The following is a 20916-nucleotide window of genomic DNA, read 5'->3' on the forward strand; positions in this document are numbered from 1 at the left end:
TGCAGTTACGACTACTTAAACCAAAAAATATTTAGACGAACTTAAAAGCGTACCTTCATTATACTATTTATTACTCTGAAAGTCAATTAAATTTACAGTATAGCATACTACCAAGCCACTAACTATAAAAATTCGCAGGATAATTAATTTTTTTCATAATCCCCTTTTAAAAAGACTTCCATAAAGTTTATGACAAACTTTTGGATGTCAGCTTCCATACCGATATAATCTAATGTTTCAGGGGGCTCTGGATCGGGTTTGGGACGAAAATCAGCGATACTTTTCCCTTTGGCGTTTCCAAATTCCTCTACTCTTACCCTTTTAGGAATATACTTTACAAATTCAGGATTCGTTAACGCCATAAGTGGGACAACATCATGTAAAGGAGCACCTTTAATCCCTGGTACATTTTTTTGATAAGCCTTAAAATAATAATCAAATGCAGGTTTTAATAATGGTCTAAATGGTGTTGGGCTGTTTTCACTAAGAAAATCGATAACATCTGGTGTTATAATAGCTTTATTCGTAATATTTAAGGGATATAAATATATATTATGTGCTTTTTCCATCACTATATTTGACGCAATGGAATCGGAATAGAAGTTGGCTTCTGCTTCTGCCGAAATATTCCCAGGAACTAAGAAAGCACCGCCCATTATATAAAAAGCATTTACATTCTTTAAAGCATTGTTCCCGTACAGGATGAACATTAAAGCTAATTCTGTCAATCTGCCAACATTGACGATAATAATATTGTCTTTATATTCATTAATAATCTCTAGGATTTTATTAATGTCATGGACCTCTACTTTTTGAAGGGATTCAGGCGGCTTGATTGGGCCAAGTCCCTCCGGTCCATGAATTCCAGGATAAAATTGAACAGGTTCACCAGATAATGGTCCAGCTGCTCCAGCAATGATCGGTATATCCTCCCTCCCAGCTAAATCAATTAAATAGGCTGTATTCTTTATTGATTGCTCTTTCGGAGTATTTCCATATCCACTGACAATACCGACAAGATTAATGTCTGGATTTAATAATGCATACATTATTGCAAAGGAATCATCAATTCCCGGATCCGTAAACAAAAGCACATTATAAGCCATGGCATCTCCCCCGCACATCTTCATTTTTAATTCTCCCATAATACTATGCGATAAATTTGATTCAAAGTACTTTCTCATATACGGAGATGTCTTAAAAAACCGACTCGAAATTGTCGAATCGGTTTTTTACTTATGCTTCTTTTTTTACTTTCGGAGCAGCTTTTTTCCTTGGAGCTGCAGGCTTCTTCGCTGTGGTTTCCCTCTTTATTGCGGATTCCTTTTTTAATGCCGGTTCTTTTCTTCCGGTCCCCTCACTCTTAGGCTTTGTCCGATCAATAGAAGCCTGAAGTGCAGCCATTAGATCGGTAACGTTTGATGGTGTCTCTTTAGCTGTTGGAGTGACTGTTTCTTGTCCTGTACGTTTTGCCTCGATTAACTCTAATAATGCTGTACGGTATTCATCTGTATATTTTTCAGGTTCAAATTCAGTTGTTAATTGATCAATCAACATAATCGCGGTAGCTAATTCTTTTTCGGTGACCTTATCGTCAGCTGGGACATTGGGAACGTCTCCAGCACGGCGAACCTCGTCTGGAAAATGAATCGTCTCCATAACCAGTGTATTCTCATACACACGAATCACTGCCATTTGCTCTTTTGAGCGAATAATAATTTTGGCTATTCCAACCTTTTGTGATTCCTGAAGAGCTTTTCGAAGCAAGGAATATGCCTTACCGCCCCCTTCATTAGGGGACATATAATAACTTCGGTCAAAATATATAGGATCGATTTCTTCCATTTTGACAAAATCAATGATCTCAACTGCTTTTTCTTCGTTTTCCTTCCGAAGTTTTTCAAGGTCCTCCTGATCCAGGACGACAAATTTCCCTTTTGTATATTCGTATGCTTTCACAATATCCTCAGGTTTTACTTCCTGCTCACATACAGTGCAAATTTTTTCATATTTAATCGGGGCATGGCATTTATTATGCAAAGTCCGAAGCTTAATGTCTTTATCCTCAGTGGCAGTATGAAGCTTGATTGGGATATTTACAAGCCCAAAACTAATACTGCCTTTCCACATCGTATGCATAGTGTAGGTCTCCAATCTTTTTACTATTATTGTGGGTTTTCCTTTTAAAGAAATTCCTAAAAACATTTGGTAAAGGATGAATCATCGTGATTTGAAACAAAATAAAGAAAAAAGAGAGGAATTAAATCAATGAAACCGATGCTGCCAACACTAACTTTCGATCTAACACTTCAACCGGATTGGCTGTACGAGGTTAAATATGATGGATTTCGGGCGATATTAAATTGGGATAAGAATGGGATTACATTAACCAGCAGGAATGATAAGCCATTGCTTCCACAATTCCCAGAAATAAAAGATTTTCTCGAGCCTCTAGAGAAACTTTTTCAACCGTTTCTTCCTCTGCAACTGGATGGCGAGCTTGTTTTTCTTGAAAATCCCTATAAGGCTAACTTCTCGGCAATTCAAATCCGCGGAAGGACAAAAGCTGCTAAAAGAATTGCTGAACAAGCTGCTAAATCTCCATGTCGTCTAATGGTCTTTGATATCCTTGTATTGGCAGGCAAACCTCAACATTCGAAAACATTTCACGAACGGAAGGCAAGGCTCAGCGAACTTTTTAACCAGCTTAATTTCCCACTAGAAGCAGATCCCTATAGTAATAATTTGCTGCAGCTAGTTAAGGCCCATAAAGATTTTTCAAGATTATGGGAAAACGTTGTTCTTCACGATGGTGAAGGGATTATTGCAAAACAGAAAAACAGCCTATGGGAGGAAGGAAAGAGATCCTTACAATGGTTAAAATATAAAAATTGGAAATATGTCTCTTGTTTTATTACAGCTCTTGAAAAGACAAATGGATACTTTTACGTTGGAGTGTATAAAGAAGGAACAATTCAGGGAATCGGTCAAGTCCTGTTTGGCTTTAAACCGGATGAAAAGCAAGCTCTTCAAAGTACGATTAAACAGAATATGGTTAGTGAAGATCATCAATTTATATATGTTGAGCCTGCTATTTGTTTGGAGGTTAAATATTTAGAGCTTTACGAAAGTCAGCTGCGCGAACCGCACTTTCATCGCTTTCGTTTTGATCTAAAACCGACTGAATGTACATACGAACAGTTTATCTTTAAGCAAAAAAATTTACCGGAGGATTTGGATATTACTCACCCCGATAAACCACTTTGGAAAAACCATGACATTCAAAAGGCTGATTTCATTTTGTATCTACGGGAAGTATCGCCGTACATGCTGCCTTTTTTAGAAAATCGGCTATTAACAGTCATTCGTTATCCACACGGAATGTTCGGTGAGCCTTTTTATCAAAAAAATTGTCCAGACTATGCACCTGATTTTGTAAAGACACATGTATCCGAAGGAATTGATTATATTGTTTGTAACAACCTAAAAACACTTATATGGCTCGGAAATCAGTTAGCAATTGAATACCATATTCCATTTCAAACGATTTACAGTAAGGGCCCCAGTGAAATTGTTTTTGATTTAGACCCTCCCTCAAAGGAAGACTTTCACTTGGCCGTTAAAGCGGCTTTGTTAATTAAGGAGGTTCTCGATCAATTAAATCTAATTGGATTTATTAAAACATCCGGAAATAAAGGGTTGCAGGTTTATTTGCCTTTGCCGGAGGACGTATTTACCTTTGAAGATACACGGTTGTTCACAAGCTTTATAGCAGATTATTTGATTTCGAAGGACCCAGATTCGTTCACAACGGAGAGAATGAAAAAGAATCGCGGTAACAGGTTATACGTTGACTATGTCCAGCATAGTGAAGGAAAAACCATAGTTGCTCCATACTCCATGAGGGGAAATGAACATGCAGGCGTTGCTACCCCGCTATATTGGGAAGAAGTGGATTATAATCTGGATCCAATAAACTTTAACATGCAAAATGCATTACTTCGGCTTAGGAAACAAGGTGACCCGTTTAAAAATTATTTTCAAACCAAATCGATTCAGTCCTTTGGACCGGTGTTGGAAGTGTTGAATGCTAAAAAATAGTCAGCTGACTTGGTAAAGTGACCGTTCTCTTGTTCTAATTTGATTTCGGTCATTCCAGGCTGCCTGCATTGACCCAAATGCTTTTTCTTCATACTCTTCGGTCATTCCAGACTGCCTGCATTGACCCAAATGCTTTTTCTTCATGCTCTTTGGTCACTCCAGGCTGCCTGCATTGACCCAAATGCTTTTTCTTCATACTCTCCGGTCACTCCAGGCTGCCTGCATTGACCCAAATGCTTTTTCTTCATGCTCTTCGGTCACTCCAGGCCGCCTGCATTGACCCAAATGCTTTTTCTCCATACTCTTCGGTCACTCCAGGCCGCCTGCATTGACCCAAATGCTTTTTCTTCATACTCTCCGGTCACTCCAGGCCGCCTGCATTGACCCAAATGCTTTTTCTTCATACTCTTCGGTCACTTCAGGCGGCCTGCATTGACCCAAATGCTTTTTCTTCATACTCTTTGGTCACTCCAGGCCGCCTGCATTGACCCAAATGCTTTTTCTTCATACTCTTCGGTCACTCCAGGCCGCCTGCATTGACCCAAATGCTTTTTCTTCATGCTCTTTGGTCACTTCAGACTGTCTACATGGTTAAATAAATAATAAAGGTCACATAGAATCTCTCTATGTGACCTTCAAATAAAAAATTATTACAAACCTGCTTTTTGAAGATACTCTTGCGCGTCAGCTTGAAGTTTCTCATAGGTTGACTGCTCAGTAAATTCTTCTTTCGAACTCACAGAAAAGCCTTCGCGTTCTAGATCAACATCAACCTGTGCCTGGTACATGTACGTTGCATTACCAATTAAATCAATGCTATAGTTTTCATCATTTTCATGTACTACACATTGGACTCTTCCGCCGTTATTAAAAACATTAATAATCTCTTCCACGTTATTCAGTCCTTGCAGACATGTTACCAATGAAGATGCTGACATTGCAGTTCCACAGGCATTTGTGAAACCTACCCCTCGTTCAAAGGTGTTTACATAAATACTTCCCTCTGCCAAAGACTTAACAAAGCTGACGTTCACACCGTCAAGGAATAGCTCATTTGGATTATTTACCTTCTCGCTTATCTCTTTTTGCACTCCGGATTGCAATTGTTCCGTATTTACCACCGAGATTAAATGCGGATTAGGTACTGCAAGCGCAGAAAATGTTAACTCCTGTGAAAGCTCTGGGATTTTTTCATTTAGTAAATTAGGTTGATCTAATTTCAATGGCAAGTCTTCCAAAAAGAATGAAACCGGTGAGATTTCTACTTGGTAAGTTGTCACATTCGGATAGATATCCTGTTGTTTACTCACCTTTAAATCCGCCTTCATGGTTTCAATAATCGCTTCATTTAGCCCCTTCATTTCACAAACATATCGAGCAACTAACCGCAGACCGTTTCCGCACATTGAAGCTTCTGAACCGTCCGTATTAAAAACCCGCATTCTTCCATCAGCATGATCACTATTCATGATAAAAAGAATACCGTCTGCCCCTAATTCAGAATTTCGATCACATAACAATGTAGCAATCTTCGCTCTTTCATGTTCTGAAAAAGAATACGAATTCGTTATTTCATCAATTAAGAGAAAATCATTTCCTGATCCATGACCTTTAATTAGTTCAATCTGCACTGCCAAAACCTCCGCATTTTTTTAACTTATTCTATCAAATATTCACGGAGAATGACACTACCTTATCTCTCAATAAAATATTCATCAATTAAAAAAGACATCCTTATAAGCTTGTCCTTTTCTGATAAGTTTTCAGATAGCGAAAGTACTGGTGTATTAGGTTCCGGAAATCGACCTTCCCACTCAACTGGCATCCATCCCCTTCTCAGCTGACCAACCTGCTGCCTCGTCTTATTAAAAATCCGTTCATCCATAAAATATCCTGAACCCTCAACAGAGCCAATAGATTCCCCTGACTCATCCAACATTTCTTTCTTTATTTTCACCCAGGATACTCTTTCTTTTTCATAGCAGCCTAAATATCTCTTGTTTTGATCATAGGCTTCAATAACTAATGATGTTGATTTTTTTATTTTATAAAATCCAACCGCTTGATTTTGGCTATTATAAAGTGCATAAATTCTTGCTTTTCTAAACAGAAAAAACCCCTTTTGCTTATATTTCTTTATCATTCCTGCCTGATGTCCATCAGGATAGAAAAGATGTACAATTGATTCTTGCTGGTTCATGTAAAGAACCAACAGGTATCTCACTGAAAATAAACTTTGATAATAGCTAGTCGAGTGAGACATATTTCTATCGATTGAAATAGCCTGTTTCCGTCTATACAGGTAGATTTGAAAACTAATAAAACTGTAAACCACAAAGGGTATTGTAAATAGCATAATGTGATTGTTATGAAAATAATATAGATTTCCAACTGCGATGATTACTGCAGGCACGAGTGCTGCTATGCTTCCATTTAAGGTAATATTGGCACTGCCACGGTAAAATTCATGTATTTTCATCTTGAAAACTCCTTATCTGCCCCTCTTATATTTATTCTATTAAACTTGGATAAAAAAAATGATAGGAGTTTTTCTTTATATAATCTCTTAAAAATTAATAAAAAAAAGAGGCCAATTGACTGGCCTCTTCATTATTATTCCCTATTCTCATCCCAATTCAACTAATTAAGCGGCAAGCTCTTTTTTCTTAAATAGGAACACACTAAACCATAAAAAGAGGACGATAAGCAAGAGCGCTGTTAAACTTGCAGGCATTGTATCACTAGGAAGTTTTCCTCCTGTAAGCAAAGCACCTGCATAACTAGTTAATTGCGAAGGGCTCCATTCTAGTAAGTGTGAAAGTGCACCGCTAAGGATACTTACTATCAGCGCAAGCGCCAAAGAGATAAATCCTGCCAATCCTGGTGACAAAAGAGCAGCACTAAAAAACACTGTAACCGTTAATATTACCGTCAGCCATAACCCATAAAGAGCAAACGATTGAAAAAATTCCCCAATAGGTACCCAATCAAACAACTGCCCCGTATAATACCAGGTTGATATATACCCAATAAATAATGAAATCCACACTAGCAAAAGACTACCAGCCCATTTAGAAGTAACATAGGAAAAGTAAGAAACCGGCTTTACAAGGATCATTGCTGCAACTCCATTTTTTCTTTCACCAGCAATAATACCCATTGTTCCAAGTACAATGACTAACACACCGAATGTTGAGTATTGGCTAAGACCGGAAGCTAAAACAGCCCCTGCTGTTGGTTTTGGCATTTCAAAAATTGCACCTTCCGGCAGGCCGCCAACTGACTTAATGATTTGCGGCAAATAATAGCTTGTTAATGGCTCAGATACACCTAGTAAGATGAAGGTAATTGGAACCCAGATCCATTTAAAATTTCTCCACATTTCTAGAACCTCTTTATTAAACAACGTCATCCATTGGCTCATTTCCCCACCACCTTCATAAATACATCTTCGAGGGTCATACTGCTCACTTCAAATTTATCCAATTGCCACTCTTTTTCGTAGATCAGTTTCAAGAACTCCTTCCTGGCACTCTCTACATTGGTAACAAACACACTAATCCGATTTCCATCTACCAGAATAGATTTTGTTAAGCTATGGGTTCTAAATGTCCTTTCCATCCCCTCTGTTTTCCTATGGAAAATCAAGTCTATCTTAGCCTGTTGGTGCCGTTCACGCAAATCATCCATTGTTCCGGATTCCACAATTTCTCCATTATGTAAAAATATGATTTCATCACAAACTTCCTCTGCATCATTCAAAATATGTGTTGAGAACAAAATAGTGGTTTCCTTTTTCAATCTTTCGAGAAGTTCTAATACTTCTCTTCTGCCAAATGGGTCTAATGCAGAAACAGGTTCATCTAAGATGACAAGCTGCGGCCGGTTAATAATCGCCTGTGCAATACCAAGCCTTTGCCTCATCCCTCCAGAGTATTTCCCTATTCTCCTATTTTTTGCATCGATTATCCCCACCAGTTCTAGGAGTTTTAACGAACGTTCCTTTGCCTCTTTACTAGTTAATCCAGCAAGCTTACCTACATATTGAAGAAATTCGAATCCTGACATCCAGTCATAAAAAACAGGAAACTGTGGCAGGTAGCCAATTAGATGGCGAATATCTCCATCCTTTTTAGCCTCGCTAAAAGAGATTGAGCCCTCAGTTGGTTTCATTAATCCTGAAAGCATCCGAAGTGTCGTTGTTTTACCTGCACCATTAGGACCTAATAAAGCAATACACTTGCCCTTTTCAAGCTTAAAATCAAGCCCCTTAATGACTTGATTACCTTGAAAACTCTTCTTTAACCCTTTAATTTGGATGAGAGACATTAATCATTTCTCCTTCCAATTACAAAATAAAGAATAGGTCCAATAATGGTTACAAAAATAATGATGAACACCCAAAGCAGTTTCGGACCATTGGTCTTTTCAATGCGTGATAAGTCCACAAACGATACAATTAGTAAGATTAATTGGATAATAAATAATGGTGCGATCAATCCCCAGTTTAATCCTTCTAATAATTCCATGCGAATTCCCCCTTGTTTTATGCTTTATATATTGATATGACGTTTGAACTATAAAAACGTTCAAAACCCAGCAAAATTTTTTTGCTGGGCTAGTTGGTCTATTTTTTATTATTTTATAACTCTAAAAATTAATGGGAATCGATATTCATTTCCTTCATATGCCTTGACTGCTGCAATGATTGTAAATACCAGGGCCATAATACCCAAAATCCATAATAAGAAAATACCAACAATAAGGAAAATTAAAATGCCGCTAATTACAGAATAAACTGTGTATGATATGAAAAAGTTAAAATATTCTCTTCCATGATAATTGATAAATGATGACTCATCCTTCTTTAATAACCAAATAACAAGAGGACCTATAATCGGAAAAAATAGACTAACAACATAGAGAATTGCTGCAAGCATTCTTTCTTCGCTTTTTATCATTTGATGATTCCCCCAACGGAAAATTTTTTCTATCTTTCCCTAATACTTACGCTGCCATGAGTAAAAGGTTTCATAATTTTTATAAAAATCATTTATTTTCCACTATCAACGGGGTCCTCTAGTTGATAAAATAATAAAAATAATATTACCAGCGTGTAGAAAGGTTTAATGTTCATGAAAATTCTTTTAAAAAATGCAACAGTTTATCCCATTACATCTGAACCACTAAAAAACGGTGATGTTCTAATTGATAATGGAAAAATAATTAAAGTGGGAAAGAATCTTCCTACCGATACAAATGTCAAAATTATTGATTGTGCTAATCTCTATTTATTGCCAGGTTTCATTGATGTTCATACACATTTAGGACTTTATGATGAAGGGACGGGCTGGGCTGGTAATGACGCAAACGAAACAGCTGAAGCAATGACTCCACACATAAGGGCCATTGACGGCGTCTATCCATTAGATCCTGCCTTTTCCGACGCAATTAAAAGCGGAATCACCACCGCACATGTCATGCCTGGAAGTGCCAATGTTATTGGCGGTACCACATCTGTTATCAAAACAATCGGGAAAAATGTAAATAAAATGATTGTCCAAGAAATCGCAGGTCTAAAGCTTGCATTAGGAGAAAATCCAAAAAGAATCCATAGTCAGGGGAATAATGACTCGATAACGAGAATGGGCATAATGGGAATGCTGCGGGAAGCGTTCTATAAAGCAATCCATACAGATAACCCAGAAAATCTTAGAGTTGCACCACTGGTTATGGCTTTAAAGAGGGAAATCCCAGTTAGAATTCATGCTCATCGTGCAGATGATATTATTACTGCATTACGTCTCGCTGAGGAATTTAACCTAGATTTAAGAATTGAGCATTGTACGGAAGGCCATTTAATTGCCAGTGAGTTTTCTGGAATGAATTTAAAAGTATCTGTTGGTCCAACCTTAACTAGGAGATCCAAAATTGAACTCAAAAACAAAACTTGGAAAACCTATCAAGAGCTTACAAATAACGGTGTCGAAGTATCGATTACGACTGATCACCCCTACACACCTATTCAGTATTTGAATATATGTGCGGGGATTGCAGTTCGAGAAGGTCTTTCTGAGCAAAAAGCATTAGAAGGGATTACCATTTTGCCAGCGAGAAACCTACGGTTAGATCACCAATTAGGCAGCATCGAGGCAGGAAAAGATGCCGACTTAGTTTTATGGAGTCACCATCCTTTTCATTATTTAGCAAAACCAAAATGGACGATGATTGGCGGTGAAATCGTTTTCTCAGAACAGTAGAAATATGTTGAAATTTGCCAATAAATAAACACGAAAAAACCACAAAAAACCTATTTATTTTTTTTATTTTTTCTAGTATGATACTCTAAGTGAAACCGAAAAAGGCCTAAAAATCTAGGGGGTAAATCACATTATTTTTGCAGCAAAAAAAATGATATAGGGAAGGCAAATGGTGCGCCACCAGTAATACCTGGTTCTAGTGGGTTCGATTCCCACCCCGAAATTTTTTAGTTTATCTGAATAAAAAATTTCGTGGGTGGGCCGCTTCTTTAGACATGGGATCGGATTGCCCAATGGAGGGAAATTCAATGCTTAAGAAACGAGATCTTCAAGACAGCCATGTATTATTTGAACTTATGTCGCATCCAGATGTCTTCCCTTTTGTGCGTCAAAAATGTTCTTCTTATGAAGAATTTATATTCATGACCAAACAAACAATAGAAGCAGAAGAGCGCGGTGAATTAATTTCGCGGACCATTCTTGACGAATGGGGTGCCCCTATCGGAACCATTAATCTTTTTGATATCGAAGATAATGCAGGATTTTTAGGCACATGGCTTGGAAAGCCTTATCACGGTAAAGGTTATAACGCACCTGCAAAGGATGCCTTTTTTCAAGAGGTTTTTTATACGTTGGGTATAGAAACGATTTTTATGAGGATTCGTAAAGTTAATATTAGGTCTATTAAGGCTGCAGAAAAACTCCCTTACGTGGTTAAGGCAAATGAAACGAGAAAATCACTTTACGATCAGTTGAATGCTGATGGTGATGTGTATGATTTATATGAAATACCAAAAGATCAATACTCCTTCTACCTCATGCGCAATAATGGTTCTGTACAAGAGGAACCATCACATTTGTTAGAAGCATAAAAGCAACCGGCATAGCCGATTGCTTTTTTTTAATATAAAAAGAATTTAAATTAATCCGTTAAGTTTAGTTCCATTCCGGAATTAACCTCACTAATACCCATATGGAGCAAAAATTCTTCTAGTTCCTCGTTCGTTAATGTTTCAAAACGACCATCATGAAAAAATACTTGAGTTTGATTTGGATTAATACGATTCATGTTAAAACTCATTTTTTTGCTCCTTTCATAGATGTGTTACATCTATTATCCACAAAAGGAACAAAAATCATTCCAAAAAATAGAATAGTTCAAAAAATTGTAAAAGGAGCATTATTGTGCCTGACCTTTTTGAGAATAAACTTTTCCGAGGACATCCACTCCTCCAGTGATCGGGATGATACTTCCGGTTATAAAGTCAGACTTTTCGTCAACGAGAAATGAAATGACTCGCGATATATCCTCCCCTGTTCCCTGTCTTCCTACTGGAACCTGTTCACTAGAGCTCGCTTCCCCGATACCTTTCTCTTTCCAGTGAGATATGATATCCCCAGGGCAAACCATATTAGCCGTTATTCCATTAGCGGCTTCTTCGATTGCTATGGTTCTAGTCAGTGATGCCAGCCCTGTTTTTGCTGCAGCAAATGCTGAACGGTAAACCCAGCCAGGAGTGGTTTCCACTCTTTCAAATCCCATTGTGATGATTCTCCCCCATCGCCTCTCTCTCATCATAGGAATTATCGCTTTCGATAAATGAAAAACAGCATTTAAGTTCCCATTAATTATATAATTCCATTCATCGAACGAGTAATCCGTCATTTTTTTCCTTTCACGTATATAGGGTCCTGCATTATGAATGACAACATCGATGGAGTTCAATTCAGAAATAACTGTTTCAACTATCTGTGTACAATCTGCCTGATTAGATACATCTCCTTGAACACAAATAATTTTACTTCCGAACTTCTCTTCAAGCTCCTTTGAAAGAAGTATTGCTTCTCGATTACTGTTCCGATAGTTAATAGCAAGCTGATAACCTTGTTTTGCAAGCTGGCAGGCAGTTTTTTTCCCTAAACCAGTAGCTCCTCCAGTAATTAAAGCGGTTTTTTTCTTCACGAGCCATAACCTCACAATAATGTTTTCTAAAACTATATGTTTGGATGGCTTAATTATATTTTCAAATTTCTAGATATTTATAACGCTATCAGCCTATGCTGCATAGAATAAGGTATCAATGCTCAGTGTGCTGAAAGGTGGGGAGTGTATGTTCCCGTTTAATTTTTTTCCGTTTAATAAAGATATGAAGAATAAGCTTCAGCAAATGAAACCTGATGAAATTGATCAATTTATCAAAGGGATTTTGGGTAACGTCATGCCCGCTCAATCCGAAAGCACCTTAAATGCTCATGATTTCGTCAATCATTTTCGCCCCCAACCCTCTCAGCAGGCAAATTCATTGAACGCTTCAGCCTTTGAAACACATGATGCTGTTTTTGTCAGGATCCCAATTAAAGAGGAATCTCACCTTAAAGATTTGCAGATATATCATACGGCTAACCAGTTGATGGTGGAGCATATACCAAAGCGAGATGATAAACATTCGATTAAGCTTCCAGCAATGGTAAAAAAGAAAGGATCTACTGCAAAATATAAAGATGGAATACTCGAGATTAAATTAATAAAATCACATGACATTCAATATTCTCAAATCGATGTTACAGAAATCTAAAAAGGGAAAGACAGCATACAAATACTAAGCCGTCTTTCCCTTTTTAAACTAGCTGCAGCGCCAAGCCCTCGGGATTAAGGCGCTGCAGGTTTTGTTCTTAATGCCCTTCCATATTCATATCATGCTTCGATTCACTTGGATCTTCTGGTTCACTTGGTGTTCCAACAACGAATACTTTTTTAGGCATGTTATGCATGTCTCTTGCGGTAACGTGAGAAATGATGTAATATGTCCCGTCTTGCTGAAATGATTTTTCTAAACGATAGATTCCTTCTGCAGTATGTTCTACTTTGATTTTTTCGTGTTTTTCATCTTTGGAACGCCAAATTTCAAAGGTGACCTCCTCGGCATCTTCAACATTTTCATCTCCTTGGGTTACTTTTGCTTCAAAAACCATCGGCTCATTAACTTTTCCCTTTTCAGGGTTAACCTTCAAATCCACCTCTACAAACTCAGGCAGCTCATCAGCTTTTTTATCTTTATTATTGCATGCACTGATACTCAATACAGATGCTATGATAAGAATTATAAATAAGAATTTTTTCATGGTTAACTCTCCTTTATTAATTGCTCCAAAACACCATTGTGCAAACGGATGAGTGATACTTTGCTTCGTTTTTCAGGTTGTTGACTAGGTGTTCTGTAATCTCCTCAATTGCATTGTTACATACTTTCGGACATTATTGCAAAAAATAAATAAAACTATCCTTGGAAGGAGATATCCATGTCTACACCATATAAATGCCCTAATTGTAAAACCAATCGAAGTCGTTTCAATATTATCCAACAAGTATCCCAGTCTGTAAAACTAGACCCACTATCCGGTGAGGTCATCAGAGAATATAGTCAGAATGAATTAGAACCGTTCCATCTGCCTTATAACGGACCAGATTATCGAATTCAATGCGCTTCCTGCGGCTTAATTGAGGACGAGAGAACGTTCATTAAATTTGGCCAACAAGCTTAACATGAAAAAACACCTTTTCTTATTAGGAGTAAAGGTGTTTTTTCATGTTATTTTAAATGATTTTCTTTCAAGAACGAGTCAGAATCTATCTTCCAGGCTTCCATCGTTGAAAAACGCATTAAATGGATTTCGCCACTATAGTGCTGCCTTCCTCTATTTTTTATAAACCAGTCAATTTCCACTGGTACATCCATGCTTATTTCCTGTCTTAAATCTTCGGCCGGTAATACTGGCATTCTTGTTATTCTAACGTTGTCAATTTTACCTAAAACAGGCACCCAATTAATCTTTTGTGCGCTGATTAACCTGGAAATAAACACATCCTGCTGTTTTAAACCAGCAATATATGCTTGAACTGTTTCATAAGGCGATGCCTTACTTAAGTACTCCCCCAGCTTTCCTGAAGCCTTAAAAATCATCAACATATGCGAGAGGTCCATCGCATTGGTTCGATGGGTCGTACTTCCGTAAAAGTGGATACAAAAGTGTCCAGGAAAGTTATTTTTTAAAGCCCCTGCGCCATGAGGCATACCGTGCATGGATCCTGCAATCCATTGGTCCTTACTAATCACAATGATGGCCCGCCGTTTCCAGCTCCATTTTCCACCGTAGATTTTTTTCATAACCTTGGTATCTTTTGGTGTCAATGGCTGTACGTCGGCATGATGACTTCCCGCACGTCTTTGAACTTTAAACTTCTTCCCGGTTTCAATATCCAGGACGGTAAACTTTGAATACTTTGGCAAAATTTCATTAACTTCTTCCCATGGCAGCATTTCAATTTTGTAACTAACATTTGTGGCAGCATGAATCCCTTGACCATATAGGAGGAAAAGAATCACCATCACAATAACTGTTTTACTCTTCATCTAATCCCCCTTTTAATGAAAATAACTACATTTAAAGAGTTACCTGAAGAAGAAATGTTCATTCATTTTTCTGTTTGAATTTTGAAGTCATTTTCAAGTTTTTTGAGCTTCGCTTCGATCTCTGACCAATAAATATTTTCACCAATTAACACTAGATTTAAGGGTAAGTTCATTTCCTCCTTCATATAAAAAGGCATTCCGTATGAGTACTGAAAGAGATATGGTTTTGATGAAGCGTCAAATTTCACATATCCTTTGATCCGATAAATCATCTCTGGTAAATCCATCAGAAATTCCTCGAATTCTACATGGCTTATTGGCCCTTGAAATTGATAAACAAAGGTTGTTAAATTAAGGGCCTTTTTAGAAAATGATGAACTCGTTTTTTTATCAAATGATAAGGTTAGTTTTCTCAATTCATCGATTGCAACCTGTGAAAAATTAGTGAATAAACAACGTGCCACCGGATTGATTCCCTGGATTTCAAAAATAATTTTTGCCTGCTCAGATTCTGACAGTTCATCCATTTTATTCATCAAAATGAAATCCGCATGTCTGACCTGCTCAAGAAGTAACTGTTGAAGCTGAGGTCCTACCGCTTTCCTATCCCTCCATCTTAATCCATCTACTGTCGTTACAATGCCTTTTATCGTAAATTGATCGGCAAATAATGGTGAAAGAATGGCGTCTAGAACTTCAACGGGGTGTGCGGCACCCGTTGTTTCGATATAAATGACTTCTGGCTTTTCATTTATTAATAAGCCCTGCAGCTGCGCTTCAAGTTTATCCTGAATCGAACAGCAGATACAGCCTCCTAACAGTTCTTTCAAAGCGATATCCTCATCTCGAGCGACTTCAGAATCAATCGAGACCTTCCCCAGTTCATTCATCATGACAGCCGTTTTTCTGCCTAATAAACGCTCATTCTCAAGTAATCGCTTCAAAAGAGTCGTTTTCCCGCTTCCCAAAAAACCTGATAATATATAAACCTCAGTGTTGTGCATACTGCTTACCTCTATTCATCTGATATTCCTTTTATTATATCTGAAATTGGGCTAACAACTAGATACAAACCGCTTATAATAGTAGTAAAAAGAATATTCAGAAAGGACTATTCCTCATGATCTATGAGTATGTCTACCCAAAAAGTCTCCTGCATTTCATTAAGAATCCTTCACATGAATCGTTAAAGGACCTGCTGCTTCACAATACGGGAGAAACGGATTTTCTAGACTTTAAAACCAAATGGACAGAATTTTCTAAGATGGCAAAACATGTTCTTGCGATCGCAAATTCGGGTGGAGGCTGTATTATAGTCGGTATCAGTCAAAATGATGAGGGTGCTATTGCATTAACTGGCCTAAACGAAGTTGACTTCTTAGATAAAGCAGATATTGACAACAAACTGGCCAATTTATTGCCAAAATACTTAAAATATCGGACAGAAGATTTTCATTATAATAAAGATCAACCAGCCTTGTGCAATAAACGGTTTCAGGTACTCATTATTGAATATGATCCAAAATATGTTCCCTATACTTCGGTTGTTCAACGAAACGAGCTTCGTTATGGCGCCATTTATGTCAGACAAGGAACAAAATCACTAGAGGCAACCAATGACAAGCTCGTTGAAATCATCCTTCGCAAAGTACAGTCTGGAGGTTCTGGCGTGAATGAATATACCCTAAAAGAGCACCTTGACCAGTTAAAGGAACTATATGAAGAGATGACCTCACAAAAAGACAGCGAATATGGGCAATTTATTGCAGAATTGATAGAACGTAAAAAAGAAAGAATTCGGCAATTATTAGATATCCTTCCCGAAAATTGAGAACAAGGAGAATGAATCATACACTTTTTTGTTTGTGCTTAATATAACTCTTGTTCATCTTCCAACATTTTATTTACCTTTTCAAACTCACCTCTTTGATTAACCGCCACTATGTTTATTTGTTCAATTGAAGTAACAGGGTCTATCAACACAGATAATCCTAAATCCATTAATTTTCCTTTACCAATGTCAGTAGTGACACTCTTTAAAGTCTCATTAACGATTTGCGGAGCTAGAGTAAGTATTTTTTCTGGCGATATTTCATTGATGATTCCTTGTTTTAAGACCATAAATATCTGAGATAATTCGTTTGAGGAACTAGGATTCATCTTTAGCTGCTCCAAATACCAAACAAAATCCTGGCCCTTAAGTGTTTGGGCTTCACCAGCTAAATGCCCCCCTTTGGTCATTTCAACACCATTTGGTGCAAGCAAATCGATGACAGTACCTATACTATTCGAATCAAAGAGGACACAATAATCAATCTCTACTTGATATTTTTCTTTAACCGAACTTTTCAGCTCGTCTATTTCATCATCTTGTTCAATCATAGGAAGCAAGATCGTCCCATATTCGATTTTTTTCTTAGCTTTATCATATTTTAAAAGCATTCCTGGTTCTGTATTGGATGAAGCAGATTCTGTCCTCTTTTCCATAATAAGATAGGTTTCAACCTTCGCTTCACTTTTTGATGAGTCCTTTAATTTTTCTAGGATGGGGATACTCTTTTTTCCTTCCCCGTCATTTTCTGTACCACTCTGAAAAAAAGACTTTAACGGACCAAATCCGAAAAGCGATAGGACTATTACGGCAATGATTAATTTTTTCATATTTAAAGTTCACCTAATATCCGTTTATTTCATCTCCATTGTCGGAAAAACAGGATAAGATTATACTTTCTTCACACAAAAAAGCCTGAACCAAATGGTCCAGACCTCTTCATTATTTCATTTCCTCTTTTAGCACTTCCACTGCCTTTTGCAGCTGAGTATCATTGGTTTCAATCATTTCTCTCAGTTTTTCCATTAATTTGATAGTGGAATCCCCTTTTAAAACGCCATCAGCAGGTAAATTATTAGCCGCTTGGAAACTGCTTACAGCTGCTTGGGTTTTTTCATCAAAGAATCCATCTTCCCGACCAGGATCAAAACCAATCGCTTTAAGCATTTTCTGTGCGGATTCAACCTCGGTTGAAGAGCTAGATAGCTTCAGCTCTTTATCTGGGTTTATAATTGGTAAAGAAGCATACTCAGGAAGCGGAACTTCGATATCAGGCTTAATCCCCTTTTTATGAATCCAATTTCCATTTGGAGTCAGCCATTTAGCTGTTGTAAATTTAATATTTGATTTATCAGGGAAATCCTTGGCTGTTTGAACGGTACCTTTACCAAAGGAGGTTTCACCTACAAGCTTTACTCCGGCAGATTCACTTACTGCTGCGGCCAGAATTTCTGACGCACTGGCACTGCCTTTATCAATTAAAACAACCAGCGGGAAGTCAGAGTTTCCATCATTTTGTGAAGGATATTCCTGCGTCTTTCCATTACGATCTTCTACTTTCAATATCAACTTCCCTTTTGGAACAAACATACTCGATATACTAATAGCTTCATCTAATAATCCACCCGGGTTTTGACGTAGATCCAAGACTAAGCCTTTCATACCTTCTTTCTGAAGTTCATTTAACTTTGCCGCAAGGTCTTTTGACGTATTGGTAGAGAAACTAGTAACTTGAACCTTAGCGATTCCATCACCAACCATCTCACCATAAACCGTTTCAATCGGAATATCATCGCGAATAATCGGAACCTTAACAGGGGCATCCGTTCCTGGCCGTTGGATGGTCAACTCAACTTTTGTACCTTTTTTACCACGAATGATGGTCACCGCTTCACTCGAAGTCATCCCTTGCAGGCTTTTGCCATCTACTGACGTGATGATATCATTCGGTTTCAATCCCGCTTTTTCTGCTGGTGATCCTTTAATTGGTGAAACAATGGTAATATGGCCATCTTTCTCTTGGATTTCAGCACCGATTCCTTGGAAAGATGAATTGATAGAGCTATGAAAGTTTTCTGCTTCCTCCACACTCATATAGTCTGTATATGGATCATCAAGTGCCTTTACCATCCCATCAATAGCCCCATTGATCAGTTTTTTCTGGTCAAGTTCCTCAAAATATCCGCTTTTTAATGTATCGTAGGCTGCGTAAAGTTTATCAAACTCTGACCTTTCTGTTCCCACTGTAATAACTTTTTCTTCTCCGAATGATAGAGCGAATGTTGTTATTCCAGTAGATAGTAATACAAGGAAGAAAAGTATCAATATAAAGTGAAATTTCTTAATGTGCACATATCCCGTTTTTTTATCTGTTACTTGTTCTTGTTCGGTATGTTCTTGTTCAACATTTTGTTCATCCAAAGCCTTCACCACTTTCATTGTCGAAAAAATATTATGTAAAACTAGCCCTTAGTGATTAGAATAACATCTTTTATTAAAAATTAACAAAGAAAAGTTATCATTATAAAAGGCTCTTTAAAAAAAGCAGGCACAACCTGCCAAAGGGGTGCCGTGCTTTATGTTCTACATTTTCTTTACTTCATTAAAATACTCTTCTAATGTCCAATTATGCTCGTACATAATCGTTGCAGCCTTCACTCCAACATAGCGAAAATGCCATGGCTCGTACATATAATTGGTAATATCGATTTTCTCTTTCGGATACCTTAGAATAAATCCAAAGCGATGGGCGTTATCCTTCAGCCATATTCCTTCTGTTGTATTGGCGAAGGCTTCATTTAAGTAGAATTTATTGGATTTGCTCGAAATATCCATAGCTAATCCCGATTGGTGTTCACTCGCACCTGGTATTGCTACAGCTTGTTCAGCTTTTTCAATCCCAACTCTATTTATTTCTGCATTAAACAATTGTTGTTGCCGGTTATAAGAGCGGTAACCGGAAACGGCATAAAGCTCAATCCCGCTGTTCTGAGCAGTAGAAAACATATTCTCTAAAGCTGTTGCAGCTTCTTCTCTCATTAAGCTTTTCTCTGTATCCACATCACCAAATGAGAACTCAACATCTGGTTTAACAAGATCCTGAGGAATATAATCATCCGGAAGGTAAAACTCTTTATTAACCAATGCCATAACATTAGTAGAATTCTGAATGACGTTTTTTCCATCAACCTCTTTAATATCATTGAAAAAAATCGATTCTAAACTAAGGGGATCATTTATCTGTGTTTCTTCTTTTTGTTCATGGCTATTACCAGAATCATTTGCAGTGAACGGGATCTTATTTAATAGTGAATTGATTTGACTGCAACTACTTAATAGTACAGTCATAGAACCAATCAATAATACATTTTTCCATACCATAACTCTCACCTATCTATCTTTCTTCATCCTTTATGCACTATATCTATTTTTACCAAAAAGGTCAATAAGAAAACCCCTTTCATTAAGCGAAAGAGGTCAATAGTCTTATTCTTTTGTTGCTGCTTCTAATGCAACTTCAATCATATCGTTAAATGTTAATTGTCTCTCTTCAGCAGTTGTCTCTTCACCCGTTAAAATATGGTCACTTACAGTTAAAACGGATAATGCTCTGCGGTTAAATTTAGCAGCTAATGTATATAAAGCGGTTGTTTCCATCTCAATAGCCAGGATCTGATACTTAGCCCATTTTTCAAGTTCAGCATTGTCATTGTAGAAAGAGTCTGCTGTAAAAATGTTGCCTACTTTTAGATTTAAACCTTTTTCCACACCTGCATCATAGGCCTTTCTGAGCAAATCAAAGTTAGCACAAGGAGCAAAATCTACGCCTCCAAAGGTCATACGATTCATGTTAGAATCAGTTGAACTTGTCATCGCTAAAATCACATCGCGTACTTTTACATCCTTTTGGATCGCACCACAAGTGCCGACACGGATTAAATTTTGAACATTGTAGCTGTTCATTAATTCGTTCACATAAATGGAGATAGATGGAACTCCCATTCCAGTTCCTTGTACTGAGATTCTTTTTCCTTTATACGTACCAGTAAAACCAAACATATTCCTTACTTCGTTATAGCATTTTGCATCTTCTAAGAAGGTTTCTGCAATATATTTAGCCCTTAGTGGATCTCCAGGCAACAATACCGTTTCTGCAATTTCATTTTCCTTCGCACCAATATGTACACTCATAAAATAAATCCTCCAATCATTTAAGTGAAGTCCTAACCTCACACTTGTCAATATATCATATCCATTTTCGATTGAAAAACCTTAACTTGAAAGGGTCATGATTTTTTAAATTTGTGGGAAG

24 protein-coding genes are annotated in these 20916 nt (G+C 37.4%); 6 read left to right on the forward strand and 18 right to left on the reverse strand.

The features are described 5' to 3' along the window. Window positions 1-143: 143 nt before the first annotated feature. On the reverse strand, window positions 144-1130 hold the full coding sequence (locus F4694_RS06500; RefSeq protein WP_257029161.1) for a nucleoside hydrolase: 987 nt from the start codon (window positions 1128-1130) through the stop codon (window positions 144-146). A gap of 106 nt (window positions 1131-1236) precedes the next feature. Then, the gene (ku, locus tag F4694_RS06505; RefSeq protein WP_179596098.1) at window positions 1237-2139 is read right to left on the reverse strand and encodes a non-homologous end joining protein Ku; all 903 of its coding nucleotides are present in this window, start codon (window positions 2137-2139) and stop codon (window positions 1237-1239) included. Window positions 2140-2268: 129 nt separating this feature from the next. Here ku and F4694_RS06510 point away from each other — a divergent pair, with 129 nt between their 5' ends. Further along, window positions 2269-4101, forward strand: coding sequence for a DNA ligase D (locus tag F4694_RS06510; RefSeq protein ID WP_179596099.1), 1833 nt, complete (start codon window positions 2269-2271; stop codon window positions 4099-4101). On the opposite strand, the gene F4694_RS06515 is transcribed toward F4694_RS06510, so the two are convergent. From F4694_RS06515 to F4694_RS06545, 7 genes are all read right to left on the reverse strand, one after another. Continuing rightward, window positions 4102-4245, reverse strand: a complete 144-nt coding sequence (locus F4694_RS06515) for a hypothetical protein (RefSeq protein ID WP_179596100.1) — start codon at window positions 4243-4245, stop codon at window positions 4102-4104. A gap of 506 nt (window positions 4246-4751) precedes the next feature. Then, a complete protein-coding gene (gene dapF, locus F4694_RS06520; protein ID WP_179596101.1) occupies window positions 4752-5732 on the reverse strand; it encodes a diaminopimelate epimerase in 981 nt (326 codons plus the stop codon). A gap of 62 nt (window positions 5733-5794) precedes the next feature. Beyond that, window positions 5795-6580: a hypothetical protein gene (locus F4694_RS06525; protein ID WP_179596102.1), complete on the reverse strand. Its 786-nt coding sequence runs from the start codon at window positions 6578-6580 to the stop codon at window positions 5795-5797. A gap of 165 nt (window positions 6581-6745) precedes the next feature. Beyond that, window positions 6746-7525 carry an ABC transporter permease gene (locus F4694_RS06530; RefSeq protein ID WP_179596103.1) on the reverse strand — a complete coding sequence of 260 codons (780 nt, stop codon included), beginning with the start codon at window positions 7523-7525 and terminating at the stop codon, window positions 6746-6748. Next, window positions 7522-8430, reverse strand: a complete 909-nt coding sequence (locus F4694_RS06535) for an ABC transporter ATP-binding protein (RefSeq protein ID WP_179596104.1) — start codon at window positions 8428-8430, stop codon at window positions 7522-7524. The genes F4694_RS06530 and F4694_RS06535 overlap by 4 nt, the downstream gene beginning before the upstream one ends. Next, entirely contained in the window at window positions 8430-8630 is a 201-nt protein-coding gene (locus F4694_RS06540) for a PLDc N-terminal domain-containing protein (RefSeq protein WP_179596105.1), read from the reverse strand. The genes F4694_RS06535 and F4694_RS06540 overlap by 1 nt, the downstream gene beginning before the upstream one ends. A 108-nt stretch (window positions 8631-8738) precedes the next feature. Further along, on the reverse strand, window positions 8739-9062 hold the full coding sequence (locus F4694_RS06545) for a DUF4870 domain-containing protein (RefSeq protein WP_179596106.1): 324 nt from the start codon (window positions 9060-9062) through the stop codon (window positions 8739-8741). 174 nt (window positions 9063-9236) lie between these two features. Between F4694_RS06545 and F4694_RS06550 the strand changes: the two genes are divergently transcribed. Together F4694_RS06550 and F4694_RS06555 are read left to right on the forward strand one after the other, a co-directional pair. Then, on the forward strand, window positions 9237-10361 hold the full coding sequence (locus F4694_RS06550; protein WP_179596107.1) for an amidohydrolase: 1125 nt from the start codon (window positions 9237-9239) through the stop codon (window positions 10359-10361). 308 nt (window positions 10362-10669) lie between these two features. Beyond that, window positions 10670-11233 (forward strand): GNAT family N-acetyltransferase, encoded by a 564-nt coding sequence (locus F4694_RS06555; RefSeq protein WP_179596108.1) that lies wholly within the window; start codon window positions 10670-10672, stop codon window positions 11231-11233. Window positions 11234-11283: 50 nt separating this feature from the next. On the opposite strand, the gene F4694_RS06560 is transcribed toward F4694_RS06555, so the two are convergent. Next, on the reverse strand, window positions 11284-11442 hold the full coding sequence (locus F4694_RS06560) for a hypothetical protein (RefSeq protein ID WP_179596109.1): 159 nt from the start codon (window positions 11440-11442) through the stop codon (window positions 11284-11286). A gap of 99 nt (window positions 11443-11541) precedes the next feature. Further along, window positions 11542-12324: an SDR family oxidoreductase gene (locus F4694_RS06565; protein ID WP_179596110.1), complete on the reverse strand. Its 783-nt coding sequence runs from the start codon at window positions 12322-12324 to the stop codon at window positions 11542-11544. 148 nt (window positions 12325-12472) lie between these two features. On the opposite strand from F4694_RS06565, the gene F4694_RS06570 reads away from it, so the two are divergent. Continuing rightward, window positions 12473-12937: an Hsp20/alpha crystallin family protein gene (locus F4694_RS06570; RefSeq protein WP_179596111.1), complete on the forward strand. Its 465-nt coding sequence runs from the start codon at window positions 12473-12475 to the stop codon at window positions 12935-12937. 97 nt (window positions 12938-13034) lie between these two features. On the opposite strand, the gene F4694_RS06575 is transcribed toward F4694_RS06570, so the two are convergent. After that, window positions 13035-13484, reverse strand: coding sequence for a FixH family protein (locus tag F4694_RS06575; RefSeq protein ID WP_179596112.1), 450 nt, complete (start codon window positions 13482-13484; stop codon window positions 13035-13037). A 177-nt stretch (window positions 13485-13661) separates the two neighbouring features. Here F4694_RS06575 and F4694_RS06580 point away from each other — a divergent pair, with 177 nt between their 5' ends. Next, entirely contained in the window at window positions 13662-13904 is a 243-nt protein-coding gene (locus F4694_RS06580) for a DNA alkylation repair protein (RefSeq protein ID WP_179596113.1), read from the forward strand. A gap of 47 nt (window positions 13905-13951) precedes the next feature. Here F4694_RS06580 and F4694_RS06585 read toward each other — a convergent pair whose 3' ends face one another. Both F4694_RS06585 and F4694_RS06590 read right to left on the reverse strand, forming a co-directional pair. Continuing rightward, the gene (locus F4694_RS06585) at window positions 13952-14773 is read right to left on the reverse strand and encodes a hypothetical protein (RefSeq protein WP_179596115.1); all 822 of its coding nucleotides are present in this window, start codon (window positions 14771-14773) and stop codon (window positions 13952-13954) included. Between the two features lie 62 nt (window positions 14774-14835). Beyond that, complete coding sequence (locus tag F4694_RS06590; protein ID WP_179596117.1) at window positions 14836-15777, reverse strand: CobW family GTP-binding protein; 942 nt, start codon at window positions 15775-15777, stop codon at window positions 14836-14838. 116 nt (window positions 15778-15893) lie between these two features. Between F4694_RS06590 and F4694_RS06595 the strand changes: the two genes are divergently transcribed. After that, window positions 15894-16604 (forward strand): AlbA family DNA-binding domain-containing protein, encoded by a 711-nt coding sequence (locus F4694_RS06595; protein WP_179596119.1) that lies wholly within the window; start codon window positions 15894-15896, stop codon window positions 16602-16604. 38 nt (window positions 16605-16642) lie between these two features. On the opposite strand, the gene F4694_RS06600 is transcribed toward F4694_RS06595, so the two are convergent. From F4694_RS06600 to deoD, 4 genes are all read right to left on the reverse strand, one after another. Beyond that, window positions 16643-17434 carry an LCP family protein gene (locus F4694_RS06600; RefSeq protein ID WP_179596122.1) on the reverse strand — a complete coding sequence of 264 codons (792 nt, stop codon included), beginning with the start codon at window positions 17432-17434 and terminating at the stop codon, window positions 16643-16645. 112 nt (window positions 17435-17546) lie between these two features. Next, window positions 17547-19043: a lmo1851 family serine protease gene (locus tag F4694_RS06605; RefSeq protein ID WP_179596124.1), complete on the reverse strand. Its 1497-nt coding sequence runs from the start codon at window positions 19041-19043 to the stop codon at window positions 17547-17549. A 144-nt stretch (window positions 19044-19187) separates the two neighbouring features. Further along, on the reverse strand, window positions 19188-19985 hold the full coding sequence (locus F4694_RS06610) for a M15 family metallopeptidase (protein WP_179596126.1): 798 nt from the start codon (window positions 19983-19985) through the stop codon (window positions 19188-19190). A 105-nt stretch (window positions 19986-20090) separates the two neighbouring features. After that, the gene (gene deoD, locus F4694_RS06615; RefSeq protein ID WP_179596128.1) at window positions 20091-20795 is read right to left on the reverse strand and encodes a purine-nucleoside phosphorylase; all 705 of its coding nucleotides are present in this window, start codon (window positions 20793-20795) and stop codon (window positions 20091-20093) included. Window positions 20796-20916 lie beyond the last annotated feature (121 nt).

The sequence above is a fragment of the Neobacillus driksii genome, assembly GCF_013409995.1.
GTDB lineage: Bacteria > Bacillota > Bacilli > Bacillales > Cytobacillaceae > Neobacillus > Neobacillus driksii.

Excerpts from the sequence above, each read along its gene's own strand:
- F4694_RS06500 (WP_257029161.1), bottom strand. The coding sequence starts at position 1,130 with ATGAAGATGTGCGGGGGAGATGCCATGGCTTATAATGTGCTTTTGTTT.
- ku (WP_179596098.1), bottom strand. The coding sequence starts at position 2,139 with ATGCATACGATGTGGAAAGGCAGTATTAGTTTTGGGCTTGTAAATATC.
- F4694_RS06510 (WP_179596099.1), top strand. The coding sequence starts at position 2,269 with ATGAAACCGATGCTGCCAACACTAACTTTCGATCTAACACTTCAACCG.
- F4694_RS06515 (WP_179596100.1), bottom strand. The coding sequence starts at position 4,245 with ATGAAGAAAAAGCATTTGGGTCAATGCAGGCAGTCTGGAATGACCGAA.
- F4694_RS06525 (WP_179596102.1), bottom strand. The coding sequence starts at position 6,580 with ATGAAAATACATGAATTTTACCGTGGCAGTGCCAATATTACCTTAAAT.
- F4694_RS06530 (WP_179596103.1), bottom strand. The coding sequence starts at position 7,525 with ATGAGCCAATGGATGACGTTGTTTAATAAAGAGGTTCTAGAAATGTGG.
- F4694_RS06535 (WP_179596104.1), bottom strand. The coding sequence starts at position 8,430 with ATGTCTCTCATCCAAATTAAAGGGTTAAAGAAGAGTTTTCAAGGTAAT.
- F4694_RS06540 (WP_179596105.1), bottom strand. The coding sequence starts at position 8,630 with ATGGAATTATTAGAAGGATTAAACTGGGGATTGATCGCACCATTATTT.
- F4694_RS06545 (WP_179596106.1), bottom strand. The coding sequence starts at position 9,062 with ATGATAAAAAGCGAAGAAAGAATGCTTGCAGCAATTCTCTATGTTGTT.
- F4694_RS06550 (WP_179596107.1), top strand. The coding sequence starts at position 9,237 with ATGAAAATTCTTTTAAAAAATGCAACAGTTTATCCCATTACATCTGAA.
- F4694_RS06555 (WP_179596108.1), top strand. The coding sequence starts at position 10,670 with ATGCTTAAGAAACGAGATCTTCAAGACAGCCATGTATTATTTGAACTT.
- F4694_RS06560 (WP_179596109.1), bottom strand. The coding sequence starts at position 11,442 with ATGAGTTTTAACATGAATCGTATTAATCCAAATCAAACTCAAGTATTT.
- F4694_RS06570 (WP_179596111.1), top strand. The coding sequence starts at position 12,473 with ATGTTCCCGTTTAATTTTTTTCCGTTTAATAAAGATATGAAGAATAAG.
- F4694_RS06575 (WP_179596112.1), bottom strand. The coding sequence starts at position 13,484 with ATGAAAAAATTCTTATTTATAATTCTTATCATAGCATCTGTATTGAGT.
- F4694_RS06580 (WP_179596113.1), top strand. The coding sequence starts at position 13,662 with ATGTCTACACCATATAAATGCCCTAATTGTAAAACCAATCGAAGTCGT.
- F4694_RS06585 (WP_179596115.1), bottom strand. The coding sequence starts at position 14,773 with ATGAAGAGTAAAACAGTTATTGTGATGGTGATTCTTTTCCTCCTATAT.
- F4694_RS06590 (WP_179596117.1), bottom strand. The coding sequence starts at position 15,777 with ATGCACAACACTGAGGTTTATATATTATCAGGTTTTTTGGGAAGCGGG.
- F4694_RS06595 (WP_179596119.1), top strand. The coding sequence starts at position 15,894 with ATGATCTATGAGTATGTCTACCCAAAAAGTCTCCTGCATTTCATTAAG.
- F4694_RS06600 (WP_179596122.1), bottom strand. The coding sequence starts at position 17,434 with ATGAAAAAATTAATCATTGCCGTAATAGTCCTATCGCTTTTCGGATTT.
- F4694_RS06605 (WP_179596124.1), bottom strand. The coding sequence starts at position 19,043 with ATGAAAGTGGTGAAGGCTTTGGATGAACAAAATGTTGAACAAGAACAT.
- F4694_RS06610 (WP_179596126.1), bottom strand. The coding sequence starts at position 19,985 with ATGGTATGGAAAAATGTATTATTGATTGGTTCTATGACTGTACTATTA.
- deoD (WP_179596128.1), bottom strand. The coding sequence starts at position 20,795 with ATGAGTGTACATATTGGTGCGAAGGAAAATGAAATTGCAGAAACGGTA.